Source organism: Exiguobacterium aurantiacum (genome assembly GCF_001766415.1).
GTDB lineage: Bacteria > Bacillota > Bacilli > Exiguobacteriales > Exiguobacteriaceae > Exiguobacterium > Exiguobacterium aurantiacum_A.
This window is the reverse complement of record NZ_MKXO01000009.1, coordinates 1-20,455: the sequence shown is the minus strand read 5'-3', so window position 1 is coordinate 20,455 and position 20,455 is coordinate 1. Positions and strand designations below refer to the sequence as shown.

Here is a 20,455-nt window from a genome sequence, read left to right as displayed (position 1 = left end):
AATTACGAATGCCTAAAGTAGCTTTGCTAAACCAAACAGGTTCACAAGTTGGCGAAATCGAATTGGCTGAAGCCATCTTCGGTATCGAGCCAAACGAATCAGTACTTTATGACGCGATCGTCATGCAACAAGCATCACGCCGTCAAGGTACTCACGATACGAAAGGTCGCTCGGAAGTACGCGGTGGCGGCCGTAAACCATGGAAACAAAAGGGAACTGGTCGTGCGCGCCAAGGTTCGATCCGCTCACCACAATGGGTTGGTGGTGGAACAGTCTTCGGTCCAACTCCACGTTCATACTCTTACAAGCTTCCTAAAAAAGTTCGTCGTCTTGCACTTCTCTCGGCTTTGTCGTCGAAAGTACAAAACAACGAAATGATCGTCCTCGAAGGCCTTGCTTTCGATGCACCAAAAACAAAAGATATGGTCGCAGTACTTCTTGGCCTATCAGTAGAACGTAAGGCTCTTGTAGTCACAGCGGACTACAATGAGACTATCGCTCTCGCAGCTCGTAACATCCCAGGAGTGACTGTAATCGAGGCAGCGGGCGTTAACGTTCTTGACCTCATTGCTAACGATAAAGTCATCTTCACTAAAGATGCGGTTGCGAAGGTAGAGGAGGTGCTTGCATAATGGCTCAAGCATACGATATCATCAAACGTCCGATCATCACTGAGCGTTCAGTTAGCCTCATGGAAGCTAACAAATACGTTTTCGAGATCGAAGTTAAAGCGACTAAATCACAAGTGAAGCACGCTATCGAAACAATTTTCAACGTGAAAGTTGCTTCGGTAAACACAATGAACATGAAACCGAAAGCGAAACGTGTCGGTCGTCACTCTGGTTACACATCGCGTCGTAAAAAAGCGATCGTAACTCTTGCTGAAGGCAACACAATCGACTTCCTCGGTTAATTTACTACCTTAGAAGAAAAGGAGGGAATCCTCGATGGCAATTAAAAAGTTTAAGCCGACCACTAACGGTCGCCGTAACATGACATCTCTCGACTTTGCAGAGATCACAACGAACCGTCCTGAGAAATCGTTAACTGAAAAGCTTTCGAAAAAAGGCGGTCGTAACAACCAAGGTCGTTTGACTGTACGTCACCAAGGTGGCGGGCACAAACGTAAATACCGTATCATCGATTTCAAACGTAACAAAGATGCTATCATCGGACGCGTTGCTACGATCGAATACGATCCAAACCGTTCAGCTAACATCGCCCTCATCAACTATGCAGATGGTGAGAAACGTTACATCCTCGCTCCTAAGGGCATCAAAGTAGGCATGGAAATCATGTCTGGTCCTGAAGCGGATATTAAAGTGGGGAACGCTCTTCCACTCGTAAACATCCCTGTCGGTACTACTATCCACAACATCGAGCTTAAGCCTGGTAAAGGCGGTCAGCTTGTTCGTGCGGCTGGTGCATCGGCACAAATCCAAGGACGTGACGGCAAGTACGTCATCGTTCGTCTTCAATCAGGTGAATCACGCTTGTTCCTCGGCACTTGCCGCGCTACAATCGGTTCAGTTGGTAACGAAGAACACGAACTTGTAAACATCGGTAAAGCAGGACGTTCACGTTGGTTAGGCAAACGCCCAACAGTACGTGGTTCTGTAATGAACCCGGTTGATCACCCACACGGTGGTGGTGAAGGTCGTGCGCCAATCGGTCGTTCGGGCCCACTTACTCCTTGGGGTAAACCAGCTCTTGGTTACAAAACTCGTAAGAAAAACAAATCGAGCGACATGTACATCCTTCGTCGTCGTAAGAAATAATTATTACATGATTCTTGGGCGGTTCGAAAGAGCCGTTCCCGAATCATTCCAAAGGGAGGTTCTATCATGGGTCGCAGCTTGAAAAAAGGTCCATTCGCAGATCACCATTTGCTCGCTAAAGTTGACAAACTTAACGAATCTGGTGAGAAGCAAGTCATCAAAACTTGGTCACGTCGCTCGACAATCTTCCCAGAATTCATGGGTCACACGTTCGGTGTACACGATGGTCGTAAACACGTACCAGTATTCGTGACAGAAGACATGGTCGGTCACAAACTTGGTGAATTCGCTCCAACACGCACGTACAAAGGTCACGGATCAGACAAGAAAACGAAACGGTAATCTGAGGGGAGGTCAAATCCATGCAAGCTAAAGCATCAGCTAATATGGTCCGTCTTGCTCCTCGCAAAGCACGTCTCGTTGTAGACTTAATTCGCGGGAAACAAGTCGGCGAAGCGCTCTCTGTCCTTGCTCACACGAACAAGGCAGCGTCGCCAATCGTTGAAAAAGTATTGAAATCAGCGATCGCTAACGCAGAGCACAACTACGATATGAACATTGAGAACCTTGTTGTATCTGAAATTTTCGTCAACGAAGGTCCAACACTCAAACGCTTCCGCCCACGTGCGATGGGTCGCGCAAGTCGTATTAACAAACGCACAAGCCACATTCACATCGTGGTAACTGAGAAATAAGGAGGGATATGTAGTGGGTCAAAAGGTAAATCCGCACGGTTTTCGCGTTGGTGTTATCAAAGACTGGGATTCGCGTTGGTACGCTGAGAAAGACTACGCAGATCTCCTTCATGAAGACTACGTTATTCGTGAATACATCGAAAACAAAATGAAGGATGCTAGTGTGGCTAAAGTTGAAATCGAACGCGCTGCAAACCGCGTAAACATTTCGCTTCACACTGCGAAACCAGGTATGGTCATCGGTAAAGGTGGTTCGGAAATCGAGTCACTCCGTAAAAATATCACAAAGCTTGCTGAAGGCAAACGTGTTCACATCAACGTTGTTGAAGTGAAAAACGCGGATGCAGTCGCTAAGCTTGTTGCTGAAAACATCGCTCGTCAATTGGAAGGCCGTGTGTCATTCCGTCGTGCAATGAAACAGTCAATTCAACGTTCGATGCGCACTGGCATCAAAGGGATCAAAACAGAAGTTTCTGGTCGTCTTGGTGGCGCTGATATCGCTCGTTCAGAGAAGTACTCAGAAGGATCAGTTCCGCTTCATACAATCCGTGCCGACATCGACTACGGAACAGCTGAAGCTGACACAACGTATGGTAAAATCGGAATTAAAGTATGGCTTTACCACGGAGAAGTTCTTCCAACAAAAAACACTAAATAATAAACACTCTTTCAGGAAGGAGGCAACACACTATGTTGTTACCTAAACGCGTGAAATATCGTCGTGTACACCGTGGTAAAATGCGCGGAAATGCAAAACGCGGCACAACAGTACATTTCGGTGAATTCGGTCTCCAATCGCTCGAAGCGAGCTGGATCACAAACCGTCAAATCGAATCAGCACGTATCGCAATGACACGTTATATGAAACGTGGCGGTAAAGTGTGGATCAAGATCTTCCCACACAAGCCGTACACTAAAAAGCCTCTCGAAGTTCGAATGGGTTCGGGTAAAGGTGCTCCAGAAGGCTGGGTAGCTGTAGTTAAGCCTGGTAAAGTAATGTTCGAAATCGCGGGTGTATCTGAGGAAGTCGCACGTGAGGCACTTCGCCTTGCAGCGCACAAACTTCCAGTGAAATGTAAGTTCGTGAAACGTGAAGAAAATGGTGGTGATACGAATGAAAGCAACTGATCTCCGTCAATCAACAAATGAAGAGCTCAACGGTAAAGTAGGCGAGTGGAAAGAAGAACTCTTTAACCTTCGTTTCCAATTAGCTACAGGTCAGCTTGAGAATCCTGCTCGTATCCGTGAAGTACGCAAGTCGATTGCGCGTGCTAAAACGATTCTTCGTGAACGCGAACTCGGCATCAACAACGGCTAATCTAATCGGATTATTGAAGAGGAGGTAACACTCATGGAACGCAATAAGCGTAAAGTACTCACTGGACGCGTCGTGTCTGACAAAATGGACAAAACGATCGTCGTTGCAGTTGAAACAAAAGTACGTCATAAGCTTTATGGAAAACGTGTAAACTACACGAAGAAATTTAAAGCGCACGATGAGAACAATGTCGCTAAAGTAGGCGATGTGGTCCGCATCGCGGAAACACGTCCGCTTTCTAAAGACAAACGTTTCCGTCTCGTAACAGTAGTAGAAGAATCAGTAATCATCTAATAACAGTTCGGATCTATAAACATCCGGAGGGAGGTACACTCGCATGATTCAACAAGAATCTCGCTTGAAAGTAGCAGACAACTCTGGCGCGCGTGAACTGTTGACAATTAAAGTCCTCGGTGGTTCAGGTCGTAAGACTGCAAACATCGGTGACATCATCGTCGCGACGGTAAAACAAGCAACACCAGGTGGCGTTGTTAAAAAAGGTGACGTTGTCAGAGCAGTTGTCGTTCGTACAAAACGCGGCGCTCGTCGTAAAGATGGTTCGTACATCCGTTTCGATGAGAACGCAGCAGTCATCATCAAAGATGACAAGAGCCCACGCGGCACTCGGATCTTCGGGCCAGTTGCACGTGAACTTCGTGAAAAAGAATTCATGAAGATCGTTTCGTTGGCACCGGAAGTACTTTAATTTCCAATTTCAATCCTATAAGGAGGTGCGCAAAACGATGCATGTTAAAAAAGGCGATACAGTCCAGGTAATGTCTGGTAAAGATAAAGGCAAGCAAGGGGTTATCCTCAAAGCTATGCCAAGCAAGAACCGCGTAGTCGTTGAAGGGGTTAACGTGATGAAAAAACACGCTAAACCATCACAAGCGAATCCACAAGGCGGTATCCTTGAAATCGAAGCACCAATTCACGTCTCGAACGTCATGCCAATCGACCCTAAAACGGGCAAACCAACTCGCGTTGGTTTCCAAGTAGTCGATGGTAAAAAAGTTCGTGTCGCGAAATCGGGCGAAGTACTCGATAAATAAGAACAACGTGACGAAAGGAGGTCCATTCGACTATGAACCGTTTGCAAGAGAAGTATAAAAGCGACATCGTGAAAGCGATGATGGATAAATTCAACTATGACTCGGTTATGCAAGTGCCACAAGTCGACAAGATCGTCATCAACATGGGTGTAGGTGACGCTGTTTCGAACTCGAAAGCTCTTGACATGGCAGTGGAAGAATTATCAATTCTTTCAGGTCAAAAACCACTCGTAACGAAGGCTAAGAAATCAATCGCTGGTTTCAAACTTCGTGAGGGCATGCCGATCGGTGCGAAAGTAACACTTCGTGGCGAGCGCATGTACGATTTCCTCGACAAATTAGTAACTGTTTCACTTCCACGTGTACGTGACTTCCGCGGTGTATCGAAGAAAGCATTCGACGGACGCGGTAACTACACGCTTGGTGTGAAAGAGCAGCTTATTTTCCCTGAAATCGATTACGATAAAGTAACTAAAGTACGCGGTATGGATATCGTTGTTGTTACAACAGCGAACACAGACGAAGAAGCACGTGAATTGCTCACACTTCTCGGAATGCCATTCCAAAAATAATAAAGGGAGGTCGACAACATGGCTAAAAAGTCAATGGTGAATCGCGAGCAAAAACGCGAGAAACTCGTTGCCCAGTACGCTGAGAGACGCGCGCAATTAAAAGCTGAAGGCGACTACATCGGACTCAGCAAATTGCCACGTAACTCGTCACCTGTACGTCTTCATAACCGTTGCCGTATCACAGGTCGTCCACATGGTTACATGGGTAAATTCGGGATCAGCCGTATCAAGTTCCGTGATCTTGCATACAAAGGTCAAATCCCTGGTGTTAAAAAAGCAAGTTGGTAATCCACTAACAGTGTGAAAGGAGGTACATCGCATGGTAATGACAGACCCTATTGCAGATATGCTTACACGTATCCGTAACGCTAACATGGTTCGCCATGAAAAATTGGAGCTTCCAGCTTCTAATATCAAACGTGAGGTTGCAGAGATCCTCAAGCGTGAAGGTTTCATTCGCGATGTTGAATATATCGAGGACGCTAAACAAGGTACACTTCGTCTTTTCCTTAAATATGGAGCAAGCAACGAACGTGTTATCACTGGTCTCAAACGTATTTCGAAACCAGGTCTTCGTGTATATGCAAAAGCAGATGAAGTACCAAAAGTACTCGGAGGACTCGGTATCGCAGTTCTTTCGACATCAAAAGGTCTTATGACTGATAAAGAAGCTCGCCAACAACAAGTCGGCGGCGAAGTGCTCGCCTACATCTGGTAAGTCACTTTTCTAACAAGAACGGAGGTGTAATCAATGTCACGTATTGGTAAAAAACCAGTTACGATTCCAGCTGGCGTTACTGTAACGGTTGCAGAAGGCAACATTGTCACAGTAAAAGGTGCTAAAGGTGAACTTTCGCTTTCAGCTAACCCAGCCTTGGAAGTCAAAATTGAAGAAAACGAACTAACTGTTGTTCGTCCGGATGACTCGAAAGAGAACCGTACGATCCACGGTACGACACGTGCCCTCATCGCCAACATGGTGGAAGGTGTGTCTAACGGGTTCCAGAAAACACTTGAGATCTCAGGGGTTGGTTACCGTGCTGCTAAGCAAGGTAACAAACTCGTCCTCAGCCTCGGTTACTCGCATCCAATCGAGTACGTTGCTGAAGAAGGTATCGAGATCGAAGTTCCTTCAAACACGCAAATCATCGTAAAAGGGATTAGCAAAGAGCGCGTCGGTCACGTTGCAGCTCAAATCCGCTCGTACCGTGCTCCAGAACCTTACAAAGGTAAAGGTGTTCGTTACTCTGATGAACGTATTCGCCGTAAAGAAGGTAAGACTGGTAAGTAATTCGTCACGAAATGAACGGAAAGGAGTGGCATAAATGATCACAAAAGCAGATAAAAATGCAGTTCGTAAGAAACGTCATGCTCGTGTACGTCGTACGATCACCGGGACGGCAGCTCGTCCACGTTTGAACGTATTCCGTTCGAGCAAGAACATCTACGTACAACTTATCGATGACGCGTCACAAACAACGCTTGTGTCAGCATCTTCGAAAGATAAAGCACTCGATCTTACAAACGGCGGCAACGTTGAAGCAGCGAAAGCTGTTGGTAAACTTGCAGCTGAACGTGCACTCGAGAAAGGTATCGACACTGTTGTGTTCGACCGTGGTGGATACCTCTATCATGGCCGCGTCAAAGCTGTTGCAGAAGCAGCTCGTGAAGCGGGTCTTAAATTCTAACAAAAAGGAGGGGACACTCGATGCGCCAGTTAGACGTTAACATGGAACAACTTGAAGAACGCGTTGTTACCGTAAACCGCGTCGCGAAAGTTGTGAAAGGTGGCCGTCGCTTCCGTTTCGCCGCTCTCGTAGTCGTAGGTGACAAAAATGGTCACGTCGGTTTCGGTACAGGTAAGGCACAAGAGGTGCCAGAAGCGATCCGCAAGGCTATTGAAGCCGCTAAGAAAAACATGGTTCAAGTACCAATGGTTGGTACAACAATTCCACACGAAATCACAGGAGTATACGGAGCAGGTCGTGTATTCATGAAACCTGCTTCTGAAGGTACTGGGGTTATCGCCGGTGGTCCAGTTCGTGCAGTGCTCGAACTTGCAGGTGTAGGTGACATCCTTTCGAAATCGCTTGGATCAAACACACCGATCAACATCGTCCGTGCGACGGTCAAAGGCTTGACAGAGCTTAAAAAAGCAGAGGAAGTTGCTAAACTACGCGGTAAAAGCGTAGAAGAACTTCTTAAATAAGGGAGGGAACTAGACATGGCGAAACTCGCAATCACCCTCACACGCAGCACAATCGGTCGTCCCGAGGATCAGCGTGTAACAGTACGTACACTTGGTCTTCGCAAAATGCATCAAACCGTCGTTGTCCCTGACAACGTCGCGATGCGTGGTATGATCAAAAAAGTGTCGCACCTTGTGACTGTAGAAGAAATTAACGAATAATATCGATTTTAATAATAAGGAGGTGCCACTATGAAACTCCATGAATTGAAGCCAACTCCAGGTTCGCGTCACGAACGCAACCGTGTCGGTCGCGGTATGGCGACTGGTAACGGTAAAACTTCTGGCCGTGGACATAAAGGTCAAAAAGCTCGTTCAGGCGGTGGCGTTCGTCCAGGGTTCGAAGGTGGACAAAACCCACTTTACCGTCGTCTTCCAAAACGCGGTTTCAACAACCCTACTCGTAAAGAGTATGCAGTTGTTTCCCTAGACACGCTTAACCGTTTCGAAGCAGGTACTGAAGTCACTCCAGAACTCTTAATCGAGACTGGTGTCGTCAGCTCTGCTAAAGACGGAATCAAAGTACTTGCTAACGGCAAGCTTGAAACAAAATTAACTGTTAAAGCCAACAAATTCTCGGGTGCAGCGAAAGAAGCGATCGAAGCAGCTGGCGGTTCAGTTGAGGTGATCTGATGTTTCAGACGATCTCCAATATGTGGCGCGTGAAAGATATTCGACAGCGTATTCTCTTCACACTCGCAATCATCATCATTTTCCGCATCGGGGCCCATATCCCGGTGCCGATGGTGAATACGGATGTGTTGCGTTTTGACTCAGGAGGTCTACTCGACTTCTTGAACTTGTTTGGAGGAAATGCTTTACAGAACTTCTCCCTGTTCGCAATGGGGATCATGCCGTACATCACGGCATCGATCGTTGTACAACTTTTACAAATGGACGTCGTTCCGAAGTTTGCCGAATGGGCAAAACAAGGCGAGTCCGGGCGTAAGAAGCTAGCGACGGTCACGCGCTATGGGACGATCATGTTAGGGTTTGTCCAAGCGACATCACTGTCGTTCGGATTTAACCGCCTCTACCCAGGTCTCGTCAATGAGACGTGGGGAACGGCAACCTATTTCGTGATCGCGATTGTACTTACTGCAGGTACGGCGTTCTTGATGTTCCTCGGTGAGATGACAACGGAGAAAGGTGTCGGGAATGGTATTTCCGTCATCATCTTCGCGGGTATCATCGCTGGGTTCCCAAGAATCTTCACGCAGATTTACGAGACGAAGCTCCAAAATGCTGGAGACGCGTTATTCATTAACATCGTTTACTTGGCTGTGCTTTTGCTCGTTATTCTTGCTGTGACGGTTGGGATCATTTATGTTCAACAAGCGGCACGTAAGATTCCGATTCAATACGCGAAGCGCACGGCGAACCGTACCCCTGTGGGCGGTCAGTCGACGCACTTGCCAATCAAGCTAAACGCTGCTGGTGTCATCCCGGTTATCTTCGCGATTTCCTTCATGGTGACACCGCCAACTGTTGCAAGCTTCATTGCTTCTCCGGAAACGACGCAGAAGTTGCAGACTTACTTCGATACGACATCTCCAATCGGAATGTCAATCTACGTAGCGCTCATCATCGCGTTCGCTTACTTCTATACATTTATTCAGGTCAACCCAGAGCAAATGGCAGAAAATCTGCAGAAGCAAGGTGGCTATATTCCTGGGATTCGTCCTGGGGCGCAAACAGAACAGTACATCACGAAGTTGCTCTATCGATTGACTTTCTTCGGAGCGATTTTCCTATCGCTCGTCGCGATCATGCCGACAATCTTCATTAAGCTTGCCGGTCTCCCAACTTCGGTGCAAATCGGAGGGACGAGCTTGTTGATCGTAATCGGGGTAGCCCTCGAAACGATGAAACAAATCGAAAGTCAACTCGTAAAACGACACTACAAAGGCTTTATCCGTTAAAGCGGAAGGAAGGGCTCTCCCTTCCTTCCTGTCGTGTTTACGATGTGTTGTGAAAATCAAAACTGGAGGCTAACTGAGATGAATCTAGTACTCATGGGCTTACCGGGTGCAGGGAAAGGGACTCAAGCGGCTAAAATCGTCGAAGAGTACCAAATCCCACACATTTCGACAGGCGACATGTTTCGTGCGGCAATCAAAGGCGGAACGCCACTTGGTAAAGAAGCTAAATCGTTCATGGATAAAGGTGAACTCGTACCGGATGAGGTAACAATCGGAATCGTACGTGAACGCTTGAGTCAAGATGATACGAAAAATGGCTTTTTACTCGATGGATTCCCGCGTACTGTTGCTCAAGCAGAGGCACTCGAAAGTTTGCTTAAAGATTTGGGGAAACAGATCGACCACGTCGTCAACATTGATGTGGCTGCGGAAATTCTCGTTCCGCGTTTGACAGGTCGTTGGATCTGCCCGACGTGTGGAGCGACATATCATGTGATCTTCAATCCACCAAAAGTGGAAGGCATCTGTGATGTGGATGGGTCGGCACTCATGCAACGTGAAGACGATAAAGAGGAAACGGTTCGCCGTCGCCTTGACGTCAACATCGAGCAATCGAAACCACTTATTGACTTTTATGCAGAAAAAGGGTATCTTCGTACATTGGATGGAGATCGTCCAATCGATGTCGTTTATGCCGATGTTAAAGCGTTACTCGGTGATACTGAATGATCATCACGAAGACGCCTCGAGAAATTGCGATTATGCGTGAGGCTGGGCAAATTGTTGCTCGAACGCACCAGGTGCTCAAAGAGCACATCAAACCAGGTATTACGACGCTAGAGCTCGACCGGATTGCGGAAGATTACATTCGCAGCCAAGGTGCGACACCGTCGTTCAAAGGCTACAACGGTTTTACCGGTAGTGTTTGCGCTTCAGTGAACGAAGAACTTGTTCATGGAATTCCCGGAGAACGGGTATTGAACGATGGAGATATCATCTCGATCGACATCGGTGCCCACTATAACGGATACCATGGAGATTCCGCTTGGACTTATCCAGTGGGAACAATCTCAGAAGAGACACAGCGGTTGCTTGACGTAACCGAAGAAAGTCTGTATAAAGGATTGGAGCACGCCAAGGCTGGACTGCGATTGACAGACATCTCGCATGCGATTCAAGCGTATGTTGAATCTCATGAGTTTTCTGTCGTCCGTGAGTATGTCGGTCATGGTGTCGGTCAAAATTTGCATGAAGAACCGCAAATTCCGCACTATGGTCCACCGGGGAAAGGGCCGCGCCTAAAGACTGGGATGACGTTAGCCATTGAACCAATGGTCAACGCTGGTCAACGCTATGTTCGAACGCTGGCTGACAACTGGACAGTTGTGACAGTGGACGGTAGCATGTGCGCCCACTTTGAGCACACCATCGCCATCACAGACGATGGATACGAGATTTTAACGAAACTCGATTCCGGTGAATGAGGCTCTATTGTTGCGTGCTGATCCGTTATGGATCCTTCTCTCACAGTACTGTACAATAGATCGTCTGTGCTCCTAAATATCTTCATATAGAAAGGGGAATAAATGATGGCGAAACAAGATGTCATTGAAGTGGAAGGCACTGTTATCGAACCACTTCCAAACGCAATGTTTAAAGTGGAGTTAGAAAACGGCCACACGGTGCTCGCGCACGTCTCAGGGAAAATTCGGATGCACTACATTCGAATCCTTCCAGGCGACCGCGTAACTGTCGAGTTGTCTCCGTACGACTTGACTCGCGGGCGAATCACGTACCGTTATAAGTAACTCCGATTTTTCCAGGAGGAGGGTATAATCATGAAAGTAAGACCGTCGGTAAAACCGATTTGCGAAAAATGTAAAGTTATTCGCCGTAAAGGAAAAGTAATGGTAATTTGCGAAAACCCGAAACACAAACAAAAACAAGGTTAATCTAAGAGGAGGTGCACACATGGCACGTATTGCTGGTGTAGATATTCCGCGCGAAAAACGTATCGTTATTTCGCTCACATACATCTTTGGTATTGGTAAAACAAAAGCACAAGAAATCTTGAAGACTGCAAACGTATCTGAAGATTCACGCACACGTGATCTTACAGAAGACGAAATCAACCGCATCCGTGAAGCAATTGACGGAATTAAAGTTGAAGGTGACCTTCGTCGTGAAGTTTCACTCAACATTAAGCGTTTGATCGAGATTGGCGCCTACCGCGGTGTCCGTCATCGCCGTAGTCTCCCTGTTCGCGGACAAAACACGAAGAACAACTCGCGTACTCGTAAAGGCCCACGCCGTACAGTAGCGAACAAGAAGAAGTAAAGGAGGGAATTGAACAATGGCGAAACGTAAGCAAAATGTACGTTCAAAACGTAAAGTCAAAAAGCATATTGAAGTCGGTGTGGTACACATCCGTTCTACATTTAACAACACAATCATCACAATCACTGACACGCAAGGTAACGCGATCTCATGGGCTACTTCTGGTAACCTTGGATTTAGAGGATCACGTAAATCGACACCGTTCGCAGCACAATTGGCTGCTGAAACTGCAGCGAAAGTTGCAATGGACAACGGTATGCGTACAGTAGAAGTTAACGTTAAAGGTCCTGGTGCTGGACGTGAAGCGGCAATCCGTGCCCTCCAAGCTACTGGTCTTGAAGTAACTGCAATCCGTGACGTAACACCTGTTCCGCACAACGGTTGCCGCCCTCCAAAACGTCGCCGCGTATAATCGTTTGTGCGTGTGATGGGCTTACCTAGCACGAACAACATATACAATGCAGCGCAAGCTGCGTGGCAGGATACACTCAAGGAGGGGTTCAGATGATCGAGATTGAAAAACCAAAGATCGAAACGGTCGAAATCAGCGAGGATGCTACGTTTGGTAAATTCGTGGTGGAACCGCTTGAACGTGGATATGGCACTACTCTCGGCAACTCACTGCGTCGAATTTTATTGTCATCGCTTCCTGGTGCAGCGATTACGGCGGTTCAAATCGATGGCGTGCTTCACGAGTTCTCAACGATTGACGGAGTCGTCGAAGACGTCACCCAAATTGTTTTAAACCTCAAGAAGTTAGCGCTCAAAGTGTACTCGGAAGAAGAGAAAACGCTTGAGATTAACGTTTCAAGTGCCGGTGCTGTCACTGCGGCAGACATTACCCATGATAGCGACGTTGAAATCTTGAATCCTGAGCTCCACATCGCGACTCTCGCTGACAATGCGACGCTTCGCATGCGTTTGACTGCTCGCCGTGGTCGTGGTTACGTCCAGGCAGAAGATAACAAACGTGATGATATGCCGATTGGTGTCATTCCAATCGATTCGATCTATACACCGATTCAACGCGTGAACTACGAAGTAGACAAAACACGTGTCGGTCAAGATGCTAGCTTCGATAAGCTTCTATTAGACGTGTGGACAGATGGTTCAATCCGTCCGGAAGAAGCAGTATCGCTTGGAGCGAAAATTTTGACAGAACACTTGAATATCTTTGTTGGTTTGACTGACGAAGCTCTCAACGCAGAAATTATGGTCGAGAAAGAAGAAGACCAAAAAGAAAAAGTACTTGAAATGACGATCGAAGAACTCGATCTCTCAGTTCGTTCGTACAACTGCTTGAAGCGCGCCGGCATCAACACTGTTCAAGAACTCGCAAACAAATCAGAGGAAGAGATGATGAAAGTCCGTAACCTCGGACGTAAATCACTCGAAGAAGTTCAACTCAAGTTGGACGAGCTCGGTTTGGGCTTGCGTAAAGAAGACTAAGTTCAACCGAAGGAGGGAAATGTAATGGCTTATTCGAAACTTGGCCGTACAAGCTCGCAACGCAAGGCTCTTTTGCGTGATCTTGCAACTGACCTTATTATCAACGAGCGCATTCAAACAACTGAACAAAAAGCGAAAGAACTTCGCCCAGTCGTTGAAAAATTAATCACTCTTGGAAAACGTGGCGATCTTCATGCCCGTCGTCAAGTAGCTTCATTCGTTCGCAAAGAGAGCGCTGGAGAGAAAAACGCAATCCAAAAATTGTTCGAAGACGTGGCACCACGCTACGCTGAACGTCAAGGTGGATACACACGCATCATGAAAGTCGGCCCACGCCGCGGTGACGGTGCGGAAGTCGTAATCATCGAACTCGTCTAATTCATTAGGCAGTCAACAGGGCATGCGGTCACGTATTGCCCTGTTTCCACATCGGAAAGGAGTCGACAGATGGAATCTCAAATTATGGTACGTGATGTCGTGTTTCGTTACCCGGGACAAACCGAGCCAGCCTTAGACGGGTTGTCACTCGATGTATACAAAGGGGAATGGCTCGCCATCGTTGGCCATAATGGTTCCGGCAAGTCGACTTTGACGAAGTTGTGGAACGGGCTTTTGCTTCCTCAGGAAGGAGAGGTCCGGGTTGAGACGCTCGATCCGACGGACGCCACAGACGTGTGGGACGTTCGTAAACGGATCGGTGTCGTCTTCCAAAATCCCGACAATCAGTTTGTCGGGGCGACCGTGCGCGATGATGTGGCGTTCTCTCTCGAAAACATGGGACTTCCACGTCAAGAAATGGTTCGTCGAATTGATGACAGTCTAGCGCGCGTTGGATTATCGGAACTAGCGGACCGTGAACCGCATCAGTTATCCGGTGGACAAAAGCAGCGTGTTGCGATTGCTTCGGCTCTCGCAATGCGCCCGCATGTCCTCGTGCTCGATGAAGCTACCTCGATGCTCGACCCGATTGGGCGTAAAGAGGTGTTACAAACGGTACAACAGCTCGTCTCAGAAGGGATGACCGTTGTCGCCATTACACACGAGCTCGACGAAGTGTTGTTTGCCGACCGTATCATTGCCCTGTCTAAAGGGAAAATCGCAATGACCGGTACACCAGAAGACGTGTTTAGAAATCCGGAAGCGTTACGTGCCATCCAATTGGATGTGCCGTTTATCGTACGGATGCAACTCGAACTGAAGGAACGGGGCATACCACTCGATCGTCTGATGCTACAACATTCGGAGTTGGTGAACCATCTATGCCGATTAGCATTGAAGAAGTGACATACCTTTATCAATTGAATACTCCGTTTGAACGAACCGCGCTGCGCGATGTGAATGTATTTATTCCGTCGGGGGCGCTTGTTGCGTTTCTTGGCCATACCGGCTCTGGGAAATCGACACTCGTTCAGCATATGAACGGCTTACTGCGACCGACAAAAGGTCGTGTCGTCGTGGATGACATTACAGTACGTGCGATTACGAAGCGTCGCGATAAAAAGCAAAGTTTGCTTCCGCTTCGGCGCCGCGTTGGGCTCGTCTTTCAGTATCCCGAGCATCAACTGTTTGAAGAGACGGTCGAACGCGACGTTATGTTTGGTCCCCGCAACTTCGGTGCGACGGAGGCCGAGTCGAAAGAACGGGCCCATGCGGCCCTGCGCCTTGTCGGTCTCGATGAAACGTTATGGGACCGTTCCCCGTTCGATTTGTCGGGCGGACAGATGCGACGCGTCGCGATTGCGGGCGTGCTCGCGAGCCGTCCGGACGTCTTAGTCGTCGATGAACCGACGGCAGGACTCGACCCGCTCGGCCGTCAAGACATGCTGGCACTGTTTAAACGTTTAAAAGAAGAACTCGACTTGACGCTCATCCTCGTCTCGCATGACATGGATGACGTGTTGACGTATGCGGAACGTGTCGTCGTCATGGAACAAGGACGAGTCGCCTTCGATGGTGACCCGTTCGAACTGTTCAAGGACGAGTCACTCGTTCGCTCGTTGCAACTCGACGTCCCGAACGTGCTTCGGCTCGCGCTTGAACTCGCACCGGCGTTCGGGGTCGAGCCTCCATCCCTTCGGACGGAAGTCGAACTGGCGGACTGGATTGCGGCCGAGTTGAGAAAGGGGGGAGCCATATGATCATCGGGCAATACATTCCCGGTCATTCATGGCTGCACACACTTGACGCTCGGGCCAAAACGCTGTTCATCCTCGGGTTTATTCCAGTCGTCTTCTTGGCCGACAATTTGTGGACGAACGTGTTTTTACTCGCGTTCACGTTATTTGCGGTCAAATTGTCTCAGTTGTCATGGCGCTATTTATGGAACGGGTTGAAAATGATTTTATTTTTGATCGTGTTCACACTCCTGTTGCAACTGTTCTTTAATCGGGAAGGGACGTTGCTCGTTTCACTCGGTCCGTTCTCGATTTATTCGGAAGGGGTGAGAATGGGCTTGATCGTCTCGCTCCGTTTCTTCTATCTCGTCATGTTGACGACGCTCGTCACCTTGACGACGACGCCGATGGAACTGACCGATTCGATTGAAGCCGGTCTTCGTCCCCTCGAACGCATACGAGTGCCGGCACACGAGATCGCCCTGATGCTGTCCATCTCGCTTCGTTTCTTGCCGACGCTAGCCGACGAGACGGATCGCATCATGAAGGCGCAACAGGCACGAGGCGTCGATTTGAAGAGTGGTCCGATTAAAGATCGGTTAAAAGCGGTCGTCCCGCTCATGATCCCGTTGTTCGTGTCCGCGTTTAAGAGGGCTGAGGACCTTGCCACGGCGATGGAAGCTCGCGGGTACCGTGGGGGTGAAGGGCGGACGAGATGGCGTGAGATGACGTGGGAACGGCGCGATACCGGATTGTTGATCGTGTTTGTCTGCTTGACGCTCATATTGATTGGATTGCGAGGGATAGGATGAGACGGGTTAAATTGACGATTGCTTATGATGGGACGAATTATGCGGGCTATCAAGTCCAGCCGAACGGCAATACGGTTCAGGCCGAAGTCGAGACGGTTCTTGCGAAGATGCATGGTCAAGCGGTGAAAGTCGTCGCTTCTGGGCGGACGGACGCCCGTGTCCACGCTAAAGGTCAGGTCATCCACTTCGATACGCATTTATCGATGCCGGCAGATCGCTTCGTCAAAGCGTTGAACGCGATGTTGCCAGATGATATCCTTGTTTGTTCGGCCGAAGAAGTAGATGCTTCTTTCCATGCCCGCTATGGTGCGAAACGGAAAGAGTATCGTTACTTCATTCGCACTGACGTTGATCCGTTCCGCCGCCATCATGCCGTGACGGTGACGTATGCGCTTGACCGGGAACGGATGCGTCAAGCGCTCCGGTCACTCGTCGGGACACATGATTTCACTTCGTTTTCGGTGACGAAGTCAGAAGTGGTGGACCGTGTCCGCACGATTTATGAAGCGGAACTCGTTGAGGCGGGAGACGAAATGTACTTTCGGTTCGTCGGATCCGGCTTTCTGTACAACCAAGTCCGGATTATGGTCGGTACGTTAATGGAGGTTGGCAGAGGGAAGTATGAGCCGGCCGATGTGAGTCGAATGCTCGCGGCGAAAGACCGCCGCAGTGCTGGGATTACGGCTCCACCGCACGGTTTATATTTATGGAATGTGAATTATAAAAAAGTAGATTGACATTCCCCTTGTAAAAACGTATCATATTCATTGGCATTTCATTTTCACATTGAGAGATGAACCACAATCTTAGCCCCGTAAACTAGGATTATGATAAAGCATCAAACAAGCATTAAAAAATTCAAATGAACAGACATTTTAGGAGGTATTCCACATGCGCACGACATTCATGGCTAAAGCATCTGAAGTAGAACGCAAATGGCACCTTATCGATGCAGAAGGCAAAACACTCGGTCGTATGACTAGTGAAGTAGCATCACTTCTTCGCGGTAAGCACAAGCCAACTTTCACACCACACGTTGATTGCGGAGACCACGTCATCATCATCAACGCTGAGAAAGTCAAATTGACTGGTAACAAACTGAACGACAAGATGTACTACCGTCATTCAGGTCATCCAGGCGGCTTGAAATCACAAACTGCAAAAGAGCTTCTTGCAAAACGCCCAGAGCGTATGCTTGAACTCGCGATCAAAGGGATGCTTCCAAAAGGATCACTCGGTCGTCAACAATTCACTAAACTCCACGTTTACGCTGGAGCTGAGCACAACCACGAAGCACAAAAACCAGAAGTTTACGAACTTCGCGGTTAATCGGGACACAAGGAGGAACTAAACGATGGCAGATGTACGTTACTACGGAACTGGCCGCCGCAAGCACTCGGTGGCTCGTGTTCACCTCGTTGCAGGTGACGGCAAAGTTGTTGTAAATGGCCGTGATATTTCAGAATACTTCGGTCATGAGACTTTGATCATGATGGCAAAATCACCACTCGTATTGACTGAAACAGAAGGTAAATACGATATCATCGTTAACGTTAACGGTGGTGGATTCACTGGACAAGCTGGAGCGATTCGCCACGGCGTATCACGTGCGCTTCTTCAAGCGGACCCAGAATTCCGTCCAAGCCTCAAAGAAAAAGGCTTCTTGACTCGTGACGCACGTATGAAAGAGCGTAAAAAATACGGTCTTAAAGCAGCACGTCGCGCACCACAGTTCTCGAAGCGTTAATCTTCGAACAGTTTGGTCTAAACTCTTCGCCCTTTATGGGCGGAGAGTTTTTTTGTTGCTCGAGAAATAGTTGGTTTTCGTTCCCTCAAGAAAACGCTTTTTTTGATATACTGTTATCGAGACAGAAATTAGGGGGAAATGACATGCTTACAGTAGAACAAGTTCGTGAAGAATTAGCAGGATTGGTCGATCCGACGATCAATCGTACGCTTGGAGATACAGCTGGCGTGAAAGACGTCCGAATTAAAGAAGACTATGTCAGCGTGAAAGTGGCGCTCGGTCAGACCGGGAGCGGGGAGCAGCTTCAGCTGCAGCAAGAGATCGTCACATTGCTGAAAGGAAAAGGCTTTAAGACGGTCGGCCTTCGTTTCGAAGCGCTAAATGACGAAAGTTTAAAAGAAGCGACAAAACCGGCTATCCTTCGTGAAAACTCAGGAACGACGTTCATAGCAATCGCCTCAGGAAAAGGCGGCGTCGGGAAGTCGACGGTGTCGGTCAACTTGGCGGTCGCGTTAGCACGTGCCGGTAAAAAGGTCGGCTTGATCGATGCCGATATTTACGGGTTCAGTGTCCCGGACATGCTCGGGATTGAAGAACGTCCCGTCGTCCGAGGTGAAAAAATCATCCCGGTCGAGCGGTTCGGGGTAAAAGTCATCTCGATGGGCTTCTTCGTCGAAGACAATGCGCCGGTCATCTGGCGCGGACCGATGCTCGGGAAGATGCTCAACAACTTCTTCAATGATGTGGAGTGGGGCGACCTCGACTACTTGTTGCTCGATTTACCGCCAGGGACAGGTGACGTCGCGCTTGATATCCACTCGATGCTCCCGTCATGCCAGGAGTTGATTGTAACGACACCTCACGCGACCGCTGCGTTCGTCGCGGCTCGAGCGGGTGCGATGGCAATCAAGACGAACCATAAAGTGCTCGGAATCATTGAGAATATGGCGTACTTCGAGAGCAAGGTAACGGGCGAGAAAGAATACGTCTTCGGTTACGGCGGCGGCGAAAAATTATCAGAAGCGCTCAAGAGTAAACTGCTCGCGCAAATCCCGCTCGGTCAGCCGTATGACAATGAAGACGACTTTGCGCCTTCGGTCTACCGGGATGGGCATCCGTTTGAGACAACATATGATGAATTGGCGCAATCGGTCATTCAACAAATAGAAGGGTGAATGGTTAGCAGATGAAAGTACAAGGTTTTTTACGTTTGTTTTGGACGACACTCGTTTTTGGGACGCTATTTGGGTTCCTGATGAATTTACTCGCCAATCCGGGTTATTTGGTCAGTCAGTCGTGGGAAGCGATCGTGACGGCACTCAGTTACTCGAGCACGTGGACGGGAATCAGTATGATGGGCTTTTTTGCCTACTTGATCGTCCACCGTGTCGGCTTGGATTTATTCCGTGGAGCGAAACTGTGGAATCGAGTTCAAGTGCTCTTGATTGTATTCGCGTTATTTGACGCGGTCTATCTACGCATGCTCGCATTTGGAAATGATCACATGTGGCGTTATATCGGAGAGATGCTCGTCCTAGTCGTCGTGTCGTGGATCGTAGCGACGAGCAAGGCGAGACAGACGAACGCGAGTGCATTTATCCCTGCGCTCTTCTTGATGATCGTCATTACGTTGATTGAGTGGATTCCGGCACTGCAAGCGACAGATGAGATCGCTCTTCTATGGCCGGCACTTGCGACGCTCGTGTTCGCCAACGCTTATCAAGTGTTGATGCTTCATCGCTTCCAAGCGCCAGCGCACGGTGAAGCAGTGTCAAAATCGAATAGTGGTCCTAAAGAGTCATTAAAGGCGAAGAAACGCGTCTCGTCTAAATCGTCGTAATGTTCTCTTGCCAGTGATGAGCTCAGGTGATTTCGCCTGAGCTTTTCCATTGGTTAAGAAGGGAGTCCACGGCCAATTTAAGCGTATCGAAATAATTTTTGAAGCAATCAAAGTTTTTTTAGAAAAACAGTTGACGAATAGTGCAGGCATTGATATATTAATAAACGTCGCTGCTGTTCAAATTTGAGCAACAGAAAAAAAGTGAAAAAATAATAAAAAACGGTTGACTTTAAAAAGTGAACTCGCTATTATTAAAAAGTCGCTAACACGACAACATTTGGTCTTTGAAAACTGAACGATGAGGCAAAAAAAGTTTTACAATTTTTGATTGAAGCGCAAGCTTCGTCATTTTCAAGAGCTATATCAAATTCTTTGGAGAGTTTGATCCTGGCTCAGGACGAACGCTGGCGGCGTGCCTAATACATGCAAGTCGAGCGCAGGAAATCGACGGAACCCTTCGGGGGGAAGTCGACGGAATGAGCGGCGGACGGGTGAGTAACACGTAAAGAACCTGCCCTCAGGTCTGGGATAACCACGAGAAATCGGGGCTAATACCGGATGGGTCATCGAA

At 48.2% G+C, this 20,455-nt stretch carries 36 protein-coding genes and 1 rRNA gene; all 37 read left to right on the top strand.

What is annotated here, in order from left to right:
* The first annotated feature begins 8 nt into the window (after nt 1-8).
* Entirely contained in the window at nt 9-632 is a 624-nt protein-coding gene (gene rplD / locus BJU60_RS12990; protein ID WP_070329244.1) for a 50S ribosomal protein L4, read from the top strand.
* A complete protein-coding gene (rplW, locus tag BJU60_RS12985; protein ID WP_024372184.1) occupies nt 632-913 on the top strand; it encodes a 50S ribosomal protein L23 in 282 nt (93 codons plus the stop codon). The genes rplD and rplW overlap by 1 nt, the downstream gene beginning before the upstream one ends.
* A 34-nt stretch (nt 914-947) precedes the next feature.
* On the top strand, nt 948-1,778 hold the full coding sequence (rplB, locus tag BJU60_RS12980) for a 50S ribosomal protein L2 (protein WP_070329243.1): 831 nt from the start codon (nt 948-950) through the stop codon (nt 1,776-1,778).
* Between the two features lie 66 nt (nt 1,779-1,844).
* Nucleotides 1,845-2,120 carry a 30S ribosomal protein S19 gene (rpsS, locus tag BJU60_RS12975; protein ID WP_012727673.1) on the top strand — a complete coding sequence of 92 codons (276 nt, stop codon included), beginning with the start codon at nt 1,845-1,847 and terminating at the stop codon, nt 2,118-2,120.
* A 20-nt stretch (nt 2,121-2,140) separates the two neighbouring features.
* On the top strand, nt 2,141-2,473 hold the full coding sequence (gene rplV, locus BJU60_RS12970) for a 50S ribosomal protein L22 (RefSeq protein ID WP_021066609.1): 333 nt from the start codon (nt 2,141-2,143) through the stop codon (nt 2,471-2,473).
* Nucleotides 2,474-2,486: 13 nt separating this feature from the next.
* Nucleotides 2,487-3,131 (top strand): 30S ribosomal protein S3, encoded by a 645-nt coding sequence (gene rpsC, locus BJU60_RS12965; RefSeq protein ID WP_035386108.1) that lies wholly within the window; start codon nt 2,487-2,489, stop codon nt 3,129-3,131.
* Between the two features lie 32 nt (nt 3,132-3,163).
* The gene (gene rplP / locus BJU60_RS12960) at nt 3,164-3,601 is read left to right on the top strand and encodes a 50S ribosomal protein L16 (protein ID WP_016508922.1); all 438 of its coding nucleotides are present in this window, start codon (nt 3,164-3,166) and stop codon (nt 3,599-3,601) included.
* The gene (gene rpmC / locus BJU60_RS12955; protein WP_016508900.1) at nt 3,588-3,791 is read left to right on the top strand and encodes a 50S ribosomal protein L29; all 204 of its coding nucleotides are present in this window, start codon (nt 3,588-3,590) and stop codon (nt 3,789-3,791) included. Before rplP ends, rpmC begins: the two co-directional genes overlap by 14 nt.
* Nucleotides 3,792-3,824: 33 nt before the next feature.
* Nucleotides 3,825-4,085, top strand: coding sequence for a 30S ribosomal protein S17 (gene rpsQ, locus BJU60_RS12950; RefSeq protein WP_016508930.1), 261 nt, complete (start codon nt 3,825-3,827; stop codon nt 4,083-4,085).
* Nucleotides 4,086-4,128: 43 nt separating this feature from the next.
* Entirely contained in the window at nt 4,129-4,497 is a 369-nt protein-coding gene (rplN, locus tag BJU60_RS12945; protein ID WP_012727667.1) for a 50S ribosomal protein L14, read from the top strand.
* A 37-nt stretch (nt 4,498-4,534) separates the two neighbouring features.
* A complete protein-coding gene (rplX, locus tag BJU60_RS12940) occupies nt 4,535-4,843 on the top strand; it encodes a 50S ribosomal protein L24 (protein ID WP_070329242.1) in 309 nt (102 codons plus the stop codon).
* A 32-nt stretch (nt 4,844-4,875) separates the two neighbouring features.
* Entirely contained in the window at nt 4,876-5,415 is a 540-nt protein-coding gene (gene rplE, locus BJU60_RS12935; protein ID WP_016508927.1) for a 50S ribosomal protein L5, read from the top strand.
* A gap of 18 nt (nt 5,416-5,433) precedes the next feature.
* Entirely contained in the window at nt 5,434-5,703 is a 270-nt protein-coding gene (rpsN, locus tag BJU60_RS12930) for a 30S ribosomal protein S14 (RefSeq protein ID WP_035386110.1), read from the top strand.
* 31 nt (nt 5,704-5,734) lie between these two features.
* Complete coding sequence (rpsH, locus tag BJU60_RS12925) at nt 5,735-6,133, top strand: 30S ribosomal protein S8 (protein WP_021066614.1); 399 nt, start codon at nt 5,735-5,737, stop codon at nt 6,131-6,133.
* Between the two features lie 33 nt (nt 6,134-6,166).
* Nucleotides 6,167-6,706 (top strand): 50S ribosomal protein L6, encoded by a 540-nt coding sequence (rplF, locus tag BJU60_RS12920; RefSeq protein WP_016508938.1) that lies wholly within the window; start codon nt 6,167-6,169, stop codon nt 6,704-6,706.
* Between the two features lie 34 nt (nt 6,707-6,740).
* A complete protein-coding gene (rplR, locus tag BJU60_RS12915; protein ID WP_070329241.1) occupies nt 6,741-7,103 on the top strand; it encodes a 50S ribosomal protein L18 in 363 nt (120 codons plus the stop codon).
* 20 nt (nt 7,104-7,123) lie between these two features.
* Nucleotides 7,124-7,624 (top strand): 30S ribosomal protein S5, encoded by a 501-nt coding sequence (gene rpsE, locus BJU60_RS12910; RefSeq protein WP_016508948.1) that lies wholly within the window; start codon nt 7,124-7,126, stop codon nt 7,622-7,624.
* Between the two features lie 15 nt (nt 7,625-7,639).
* The gene (rpmD, locus tag BJU60_RS12905) at nt 7,640-7,825 is read left to right on the top strand and encodes a 50S ribosomal protein L30 (RefSeq protein WP_016508937.1); all 186 of its coding nucleotides are present in this window, start codon (nt 7,640-7,642) and stop codon (nt 7,823-7,825) included.
* Between the two features lie 30 nt (nt 7,826-7,855).
* The gene (gene rplO, locus BJU60_RS12900) at nt 7,856-8,296 is read left to right on the top strand and encodes a 50S ribosomal protein L15 (protein ID WP_021066618.1); all 441 of its coding nucleotides are present in this window, start codon (nt 7,856-7,858) and stop codon (nt 8,294-8,296) included.
* Nucleotides 8,296-9,585: a preprotein translocase subunit SecY gene (secY, locus tag BJU60_RS12895; protein ID WP_070329240.1), complete on the top strand. Its 1,290-nt coding sequence runs from the start codon at nt 8,296-8,298 to the stop codon at nt 9,583-9,585. The genes rplO and secY overlap by 1 nt, the downstream gene beginning before the upstream one ends.
* Nucleotides 9,586-9,663: 78 nt before the next feature.
* Nucleotides 9,664-10,314 (top strand): adenylate kinase, encoded by a 651-nt coding sequence (locus tag BJU60_RS12890; RefSeq protein WP_070329239.1) that lies wholly within the window; start codon nt 9,664-9,666, stop codon nt 10,312-10,314.
* The gene (gene map, locus BJU60_RS12885) at nt 10,311-11,069 is read left to right on the top strand and encodes a type I methionyl aminopeptidase (RefSeq protein WP_016508902.1); all 759 of its coding nucleotides are present in this window, start codon (nt 10,311-10,313) and stop codon (nt 11,067-11,069) included. Before BJU60_RS12890 ends, map begins: the two co-directional genes overlap by 4 nt.
* 105 nt (nt 11,070-11,174) lie before the next feature.
* A complete protein-coding gene (infA, locus tag BJU60_RS12880) occupies nt 11,175-11,393 on the top strand; it encodes a translation initiation factor IF-1 (RefSeq protein ID WP_035386112.1) in 219 nt (72 codons plus the stop codon).
* 30 nt (nt 11,394-11,423) lie between these two features.
* Nucleotides 11,424-11,537 (top strand): 50S ribosomal protein L36, encoded by a 114-nt coding sequence (rpmJ, locus tag BJU60_RS15060; RefSeq protein WP_003156543.1) that lies wholly within the window; start codon nt 11,424-11,426, stop codon nt 11,535-11,537.
* 19 nt (nt 11,538-11,556) lie between these two features.
* The gene (gene rpsM / locus BJU60_RS12875; RefSeq protein WP_035386113.1) at nt 11,557-11,922 is read left to right on the top strand and encodes a 30S ribosomal protein S13; all 366 of its coding nucleotides are present in this window, start codon (nt 11,557-11,559) and stop codon (nt 11,920-11,922) included.
* A gap of 16 nt (nt 11,923-11,938) precedes the next feature.
* Entirely contained in the window at nt 11,939-12,334 is a 396-nt protein-coding gene (rpsK, locus tag BJU60_RS12870) for a 30S ribosomal protein S11 (protein ID WP_070329238.1), read from the top strand.
* Nucleotides 12,335-12,426: 92 nt separating this feature from the next.
* Nucleotides 12,427-13,371, top strand: a complete 945-nt coding sequence (locus BJU60_RS12865; RefSeq protein ID WP_070329237.1) for a DNA-directed RNA polymerase subunit alpha — start codon at nt 12,427-12,429, stop codon at nt 13,369-13,371.
* Between the two features lie 24 nt (nt 13,372-13,395).
* The gene (rplQ, locus tag BJU60_RS12860) at nt 13,396-13,749 is read left to right on the top strand and encodes a 50S ribosomal protein L17 (protein ID WP_016510776.1); all 354 of its coding nucleotides are present in this window, start codon (nt 13,396-13,398) and stop codon (nt 13,747-13,749) included.
* Nucleotides 13,750-13,818: 69 nt separating this feature from the next.
* Nucleotides 13,819-14,655 (top strand): energy-coupling factor transporter ATPase, encoded by an 837-nt coding sequence (locus BJU60_RS12855; protein WP_070329236.1) that lies wholly within the window; start codon nt 13,819-13,821, stop codon nt 14,653-14,655.
* Entirely contained in the window at nt 14,631-15,509 is an 879-nt protein-coding gene (locus BJU60_RS12850; protein ID WP_070329235.1) for an energy-coupling factor transporter ATPase, read from the top strand. The genes BJU60_RS12855 and BJU60_RS12850 overlap by 25 nt, the downstream gene beginning before the upstream one ends.
* Complete coding sequence (locus tag BJU60_RS12845) at nt 15,506-16,297, top strand: energy-coupling factor transporter transmembrane component T family protein (protein ID WP_070329234.1); 792 nt, start codon at nt 15,506-15,508, stop codon at nt 16,295-16,297. The genes BJU60_RS12850 and BJU60_RS12845 overlap by 4 nt, the downstream gene beginning before the upstream one ends.
* The gene (gene truA / locus BJU60_RS12840) at nt 16,294-17,034 is read left to right on the top strand and encodes a tRNA pseudouridine(38-40) synthase TruA (protein WP_070329233.1); all 741 of its coding nucleotides are present in this window, start codon (nt 16,294-16,296) and stop codon (nt 17,032-17,034) included. The genes BJU60_RS12845 and truA overlap by 4 nt, the downstream gene beginning before the upstream one ends.
* Before the next feature lie 154 nt (nt 17,035-17,188).
* The gene (gene rplM, locus BJU60_RS12835) at nt 17,189-17,626 is read left to right on the top strand and encodes a 50S ribosomal protein L13 (RefSeq protein ID WP_016510784.1); all 438 of its coding nucleotides are present in this window, start codon (nt 17,189-17,191) and stop codon (nt 17,624-17,626) included.
* A gap of 25 nt (nt 17,627-17,651) precedes the next feature.
* Entirely contained in the window at nt 17,652-18,044 is a 393-nt protein-coding gene (rpsI, locus tag BJU60_RS12830) for a 30S ribosomal protein S9 (RefSeq protein ID WP_070329232.1), read from the top strand.
* A gap of 143 nt (nt 18,045-18,187) precedes the next feature.
* Nucleotides 18,188-19,219, top strand: coding sequence for a P-loop NTPase (locus BJU60_RS12825; RefSeq protein ID WP_016510780.1), 1,032 nt, complete (start codon nt 18,188-18,190; stop codon nt 19,217-19,219).
* Nucleotides 19,220-19,230: 11 nt separating this feature from the next.
* The gene (locus BJU60_RS12820; protein ID WP_070329231.1) at nt 19,231-19,884 is read left to right on the top strand and encodes a KinB-signaling pathway activation protein; all 654 of its coding nucleotides are present in this window, start codon (nt 19,231-19,233) and stop codon (nt 19,882-19,884) included.
* 369 nt (nt 19,885-20,253) lie between these two features.
* A 16S ribosomal RNA gene (locus BJU60_RS12815) occupies nt 20,254-20,455 on the top strand; the annotation flags it as partial.

What these genes read in the sequence shown, in the direction of transcription:
- rplV (WP_021066609.1), top strand. Translation starts at nt 2,141, where the DNA reads ATGCAAGCTAAAGCATCAGCTAATATGGTCCGTCTTGCTCCTCGCAAA.
- rpsN (WP_035386110.1), top strand. Translation starts at nt 5,434, where the DNA reads ATGGCTAAAAAGTCAATGGTGAATCGCGAGCAAAAACGCGAGAAACTC.
- rplB (WP_070329243.1), top strand. Translation starts at nt 948, where the DNA reads ATGGCAATTAAAAAGTTTAAGCCGACCACTAACGGTCGCCGTAACATG.
- BJU60_RS12855 (WP_070329236.1), top strand. Translation starts at nt 13,819, where the DNA reads ATGGAATCTCAAATTATGGTACGTGATGTCGTGTTTCGTTACCCGGGA.
- rplO (WP_021066618.1), top strand. Translation starts at nt 7,856, where the DNA reads ATGAAACTCCATGAATTGAAGCCAACTCCAGGTTCGCGTCACGAACGC.
- rpsM (WP_035386113.1), top strand. Translation starts at nt 11,557, where the DNA reads ATGGCACGTATTGCTGGTGTAGATATTCCGCGCGAAAAACGTATCGTT.
- rpmJ (WP_003156543.1), top strand. Translation starts at nt 11,424, where the DNA reads ATGAAAGTAAGACCGTCGGTAAAACCGATTTGCGAAAAATGTAAAGTT.
- rpmC (WP_016508900.1), top strand. Translation starts at nt 3,588, where the DNA reads ATGAAAGCAACTGATCTCCGTCAATCAACAAATGAAGAGCTCAACGGT.
- rplN (WP_012727667.1), top strand. Translation starts at nt 4,129, where the DNA reads ATGATTCAACAAGAATCTCGCTTGAAAGTAGCAGACAACTCTGGCGCG.
- rpsH (WP_021066614.1), top strand. Translation starts at nt 5,735, where the DNA reads ATGGTAATGACAGACCCTATTGCAGATATGCTTACACGTATCCGTAAC.
- rplQ (WP_016510776.1), top strand. Translation starts at nt 13,396, where the DNA reads ATGGCTTATTCGAAACTTGGCCGTACAAGCTCGCAACGCAAGGCTCTT.
- map (WP_016508902.1), top strand. Translation starts at nt 10,311, where the DNA reads ATGATCATCACGAAGACGCCTCGAGAAATTGCGATTATGCGTGAGGCT.
- rplR (WP_070329241.1), top strand. Translation starts at nt 6,741, where the DNA reads ATGATCACAAAAGCAGATAAAAATGCAGTTCGTAAGAAACGTCATGCT.
- rpsK (WP_070329238.1), top strand. Translation starts at nt 11,939, where the DNA reads ATGGCGAAACGTAAGCAAAATGTACGTTCAAAACGTAAAGTCAAAAAG.
- BJU60_RS12890 (WP_070329239.1), top strand. Translation starts at nt 9,664, where the DNA reads ATGAATCTAGTACTCATGGGCTTACCGGGTGCAGGGAAAGGGACTCAA.
- BJU60_RS12850 (WP_070329235.1), top strand. Translation starts at nt 14,631, where the DNA reads ATGCCGATTAGCATTGAAGAAGTGACATACCTTTATCAATTGAATACT.
- rplF (WP_016508938.1), top strand. Translation starts at nt 6,167, where the DNA reads ATGTCACGTATTGGTAAAAAACCAGTTACGATTCCAGCTGGCGTTACT.
- secY (WP_070329240.1), top strand. Translation starts at nt 8,296, where the DNA reads ATGTTTCAGACGATCTCCAATATGTGGCGCGTGAAAGATATTCGACAG.
- rpsE (WP_016508948.1), top strand. Translation starts at nt 7,124, where the DNA reads ATGCGCCAGTTAGACGTTAACATGGAACAACTTGAAGAACGCGTTGTT.
- rplP (WP_016508922.1), top strand. Translation starts at nt 3,164, where the DNA reads ATGTTGTTACCTAAACGCGTGAAATATCGTCGTGTACACCGTGGTAAA.
- BJU60_RS12825 (WP_016510780.1), top strand. Translation starts at nt 18,188, where the DNA reads ATGCTTACAGTAGAACAAGTTCGTGAAGAATTAGCAGGATTGGTCGAT.
- rplW (WP_024372184.1), top strand. Translation starts at nt 632, where the DNA reads ATGGCTCAAGCATACGATATCATCAAACGTCCGATCATCACTGAGCGT.
- rpmD (WP_016508937.1), top strand. Translation starts at nt 7,640, where the DNA reads ATGGCGAAACTCGCAATCACCCTCACACGCAGCACAATCGGTCGTCCC.
- rpsQ (WP_016508930.1), top strand. Translation starts at nt 3,825, where the DNA reads ATGGAACGCAATAAGCGTAAAGTACTCACTGGACGCGTCGTGTCTGAC.
- BJU60_RS12865 (WP_070329237.1), top strand. Translation starts at nt 12,427, where the DNA reads ATGATCGAGATTGAAAAACCAAAGATCGAAACGGTCGAAATCAGCGAG.
- rplE (WP_016508927.1), top strand. Translation starts at nt 4,876, where the DNA reads ATGAACCGTTTGCAAGAGAAGTATAAAAGCGACATCGTGAAAGCGATG.
- rpsS (WP_012727673.1), top strand. Translation starts at nt 1,845, where the DNA reads ATGGGTCGCAGCTTGAAAAAAGGTCCATTCGCAGATCACCATTTGCTC.
- truA (WP_070329233.1), top strand. Translation starts at nt 16,294, where the DNA reads ATGAGACGGGTTAAATTGACGATTGCTTATGATGGGACGAATTATGCG.
- infA (WP_035386112.1), top strand. Translation starts at nt 11,175, where the DNA reads ATGGCGAAACAAGATGTCATTGAAGTGGAAGGCACTGTTATCGAACCA.
- rpsI (WP_070329232.1), top strand. Translation starts at nt 17,652, where the DNA reads ATGGCAGATGTACGTTACTACGGAACTGGCCGCCGCAAGCACTCGGTG.
- rplD (WP_070329244.1), top strand. Translation starts at nt 9, where the DNA reads ATGCCTAAAGTAGCTTTGCTAAACCAAACAGGTTCACAAGTTGGCGAA.
- rplX (WP_070329242.1), top strand. Translation starts at nt 4,535, where the DNA reads ATGCATGTTAAAAAAGGCGATACAGTCCAGGTAATGTCTGGTAAAGAT.
- BJU60_RS12820 (WP_070329231.1), top strand. Translation starts at nt 19,231, where the DNA reads ATGAAAGTACAAGGTTTTTTACGTTTGTTTTGGACGACACTCGTTTTT.
- BJU60_RS12845 (WP_070329234.1), top strand. Translation starts at nt 15,506, where the DNA reads ATGATCATCGGGCAATACATTCCCGGTCATTCATGGCTGCACACACTT.
- rplM (WP_016510784.1), top strand. Translation starts at nt 17,189, where the DNA reads ATGCGCACGACATTCATGGCTAAAGCATCTGAAGTAGAACGCAAATGG.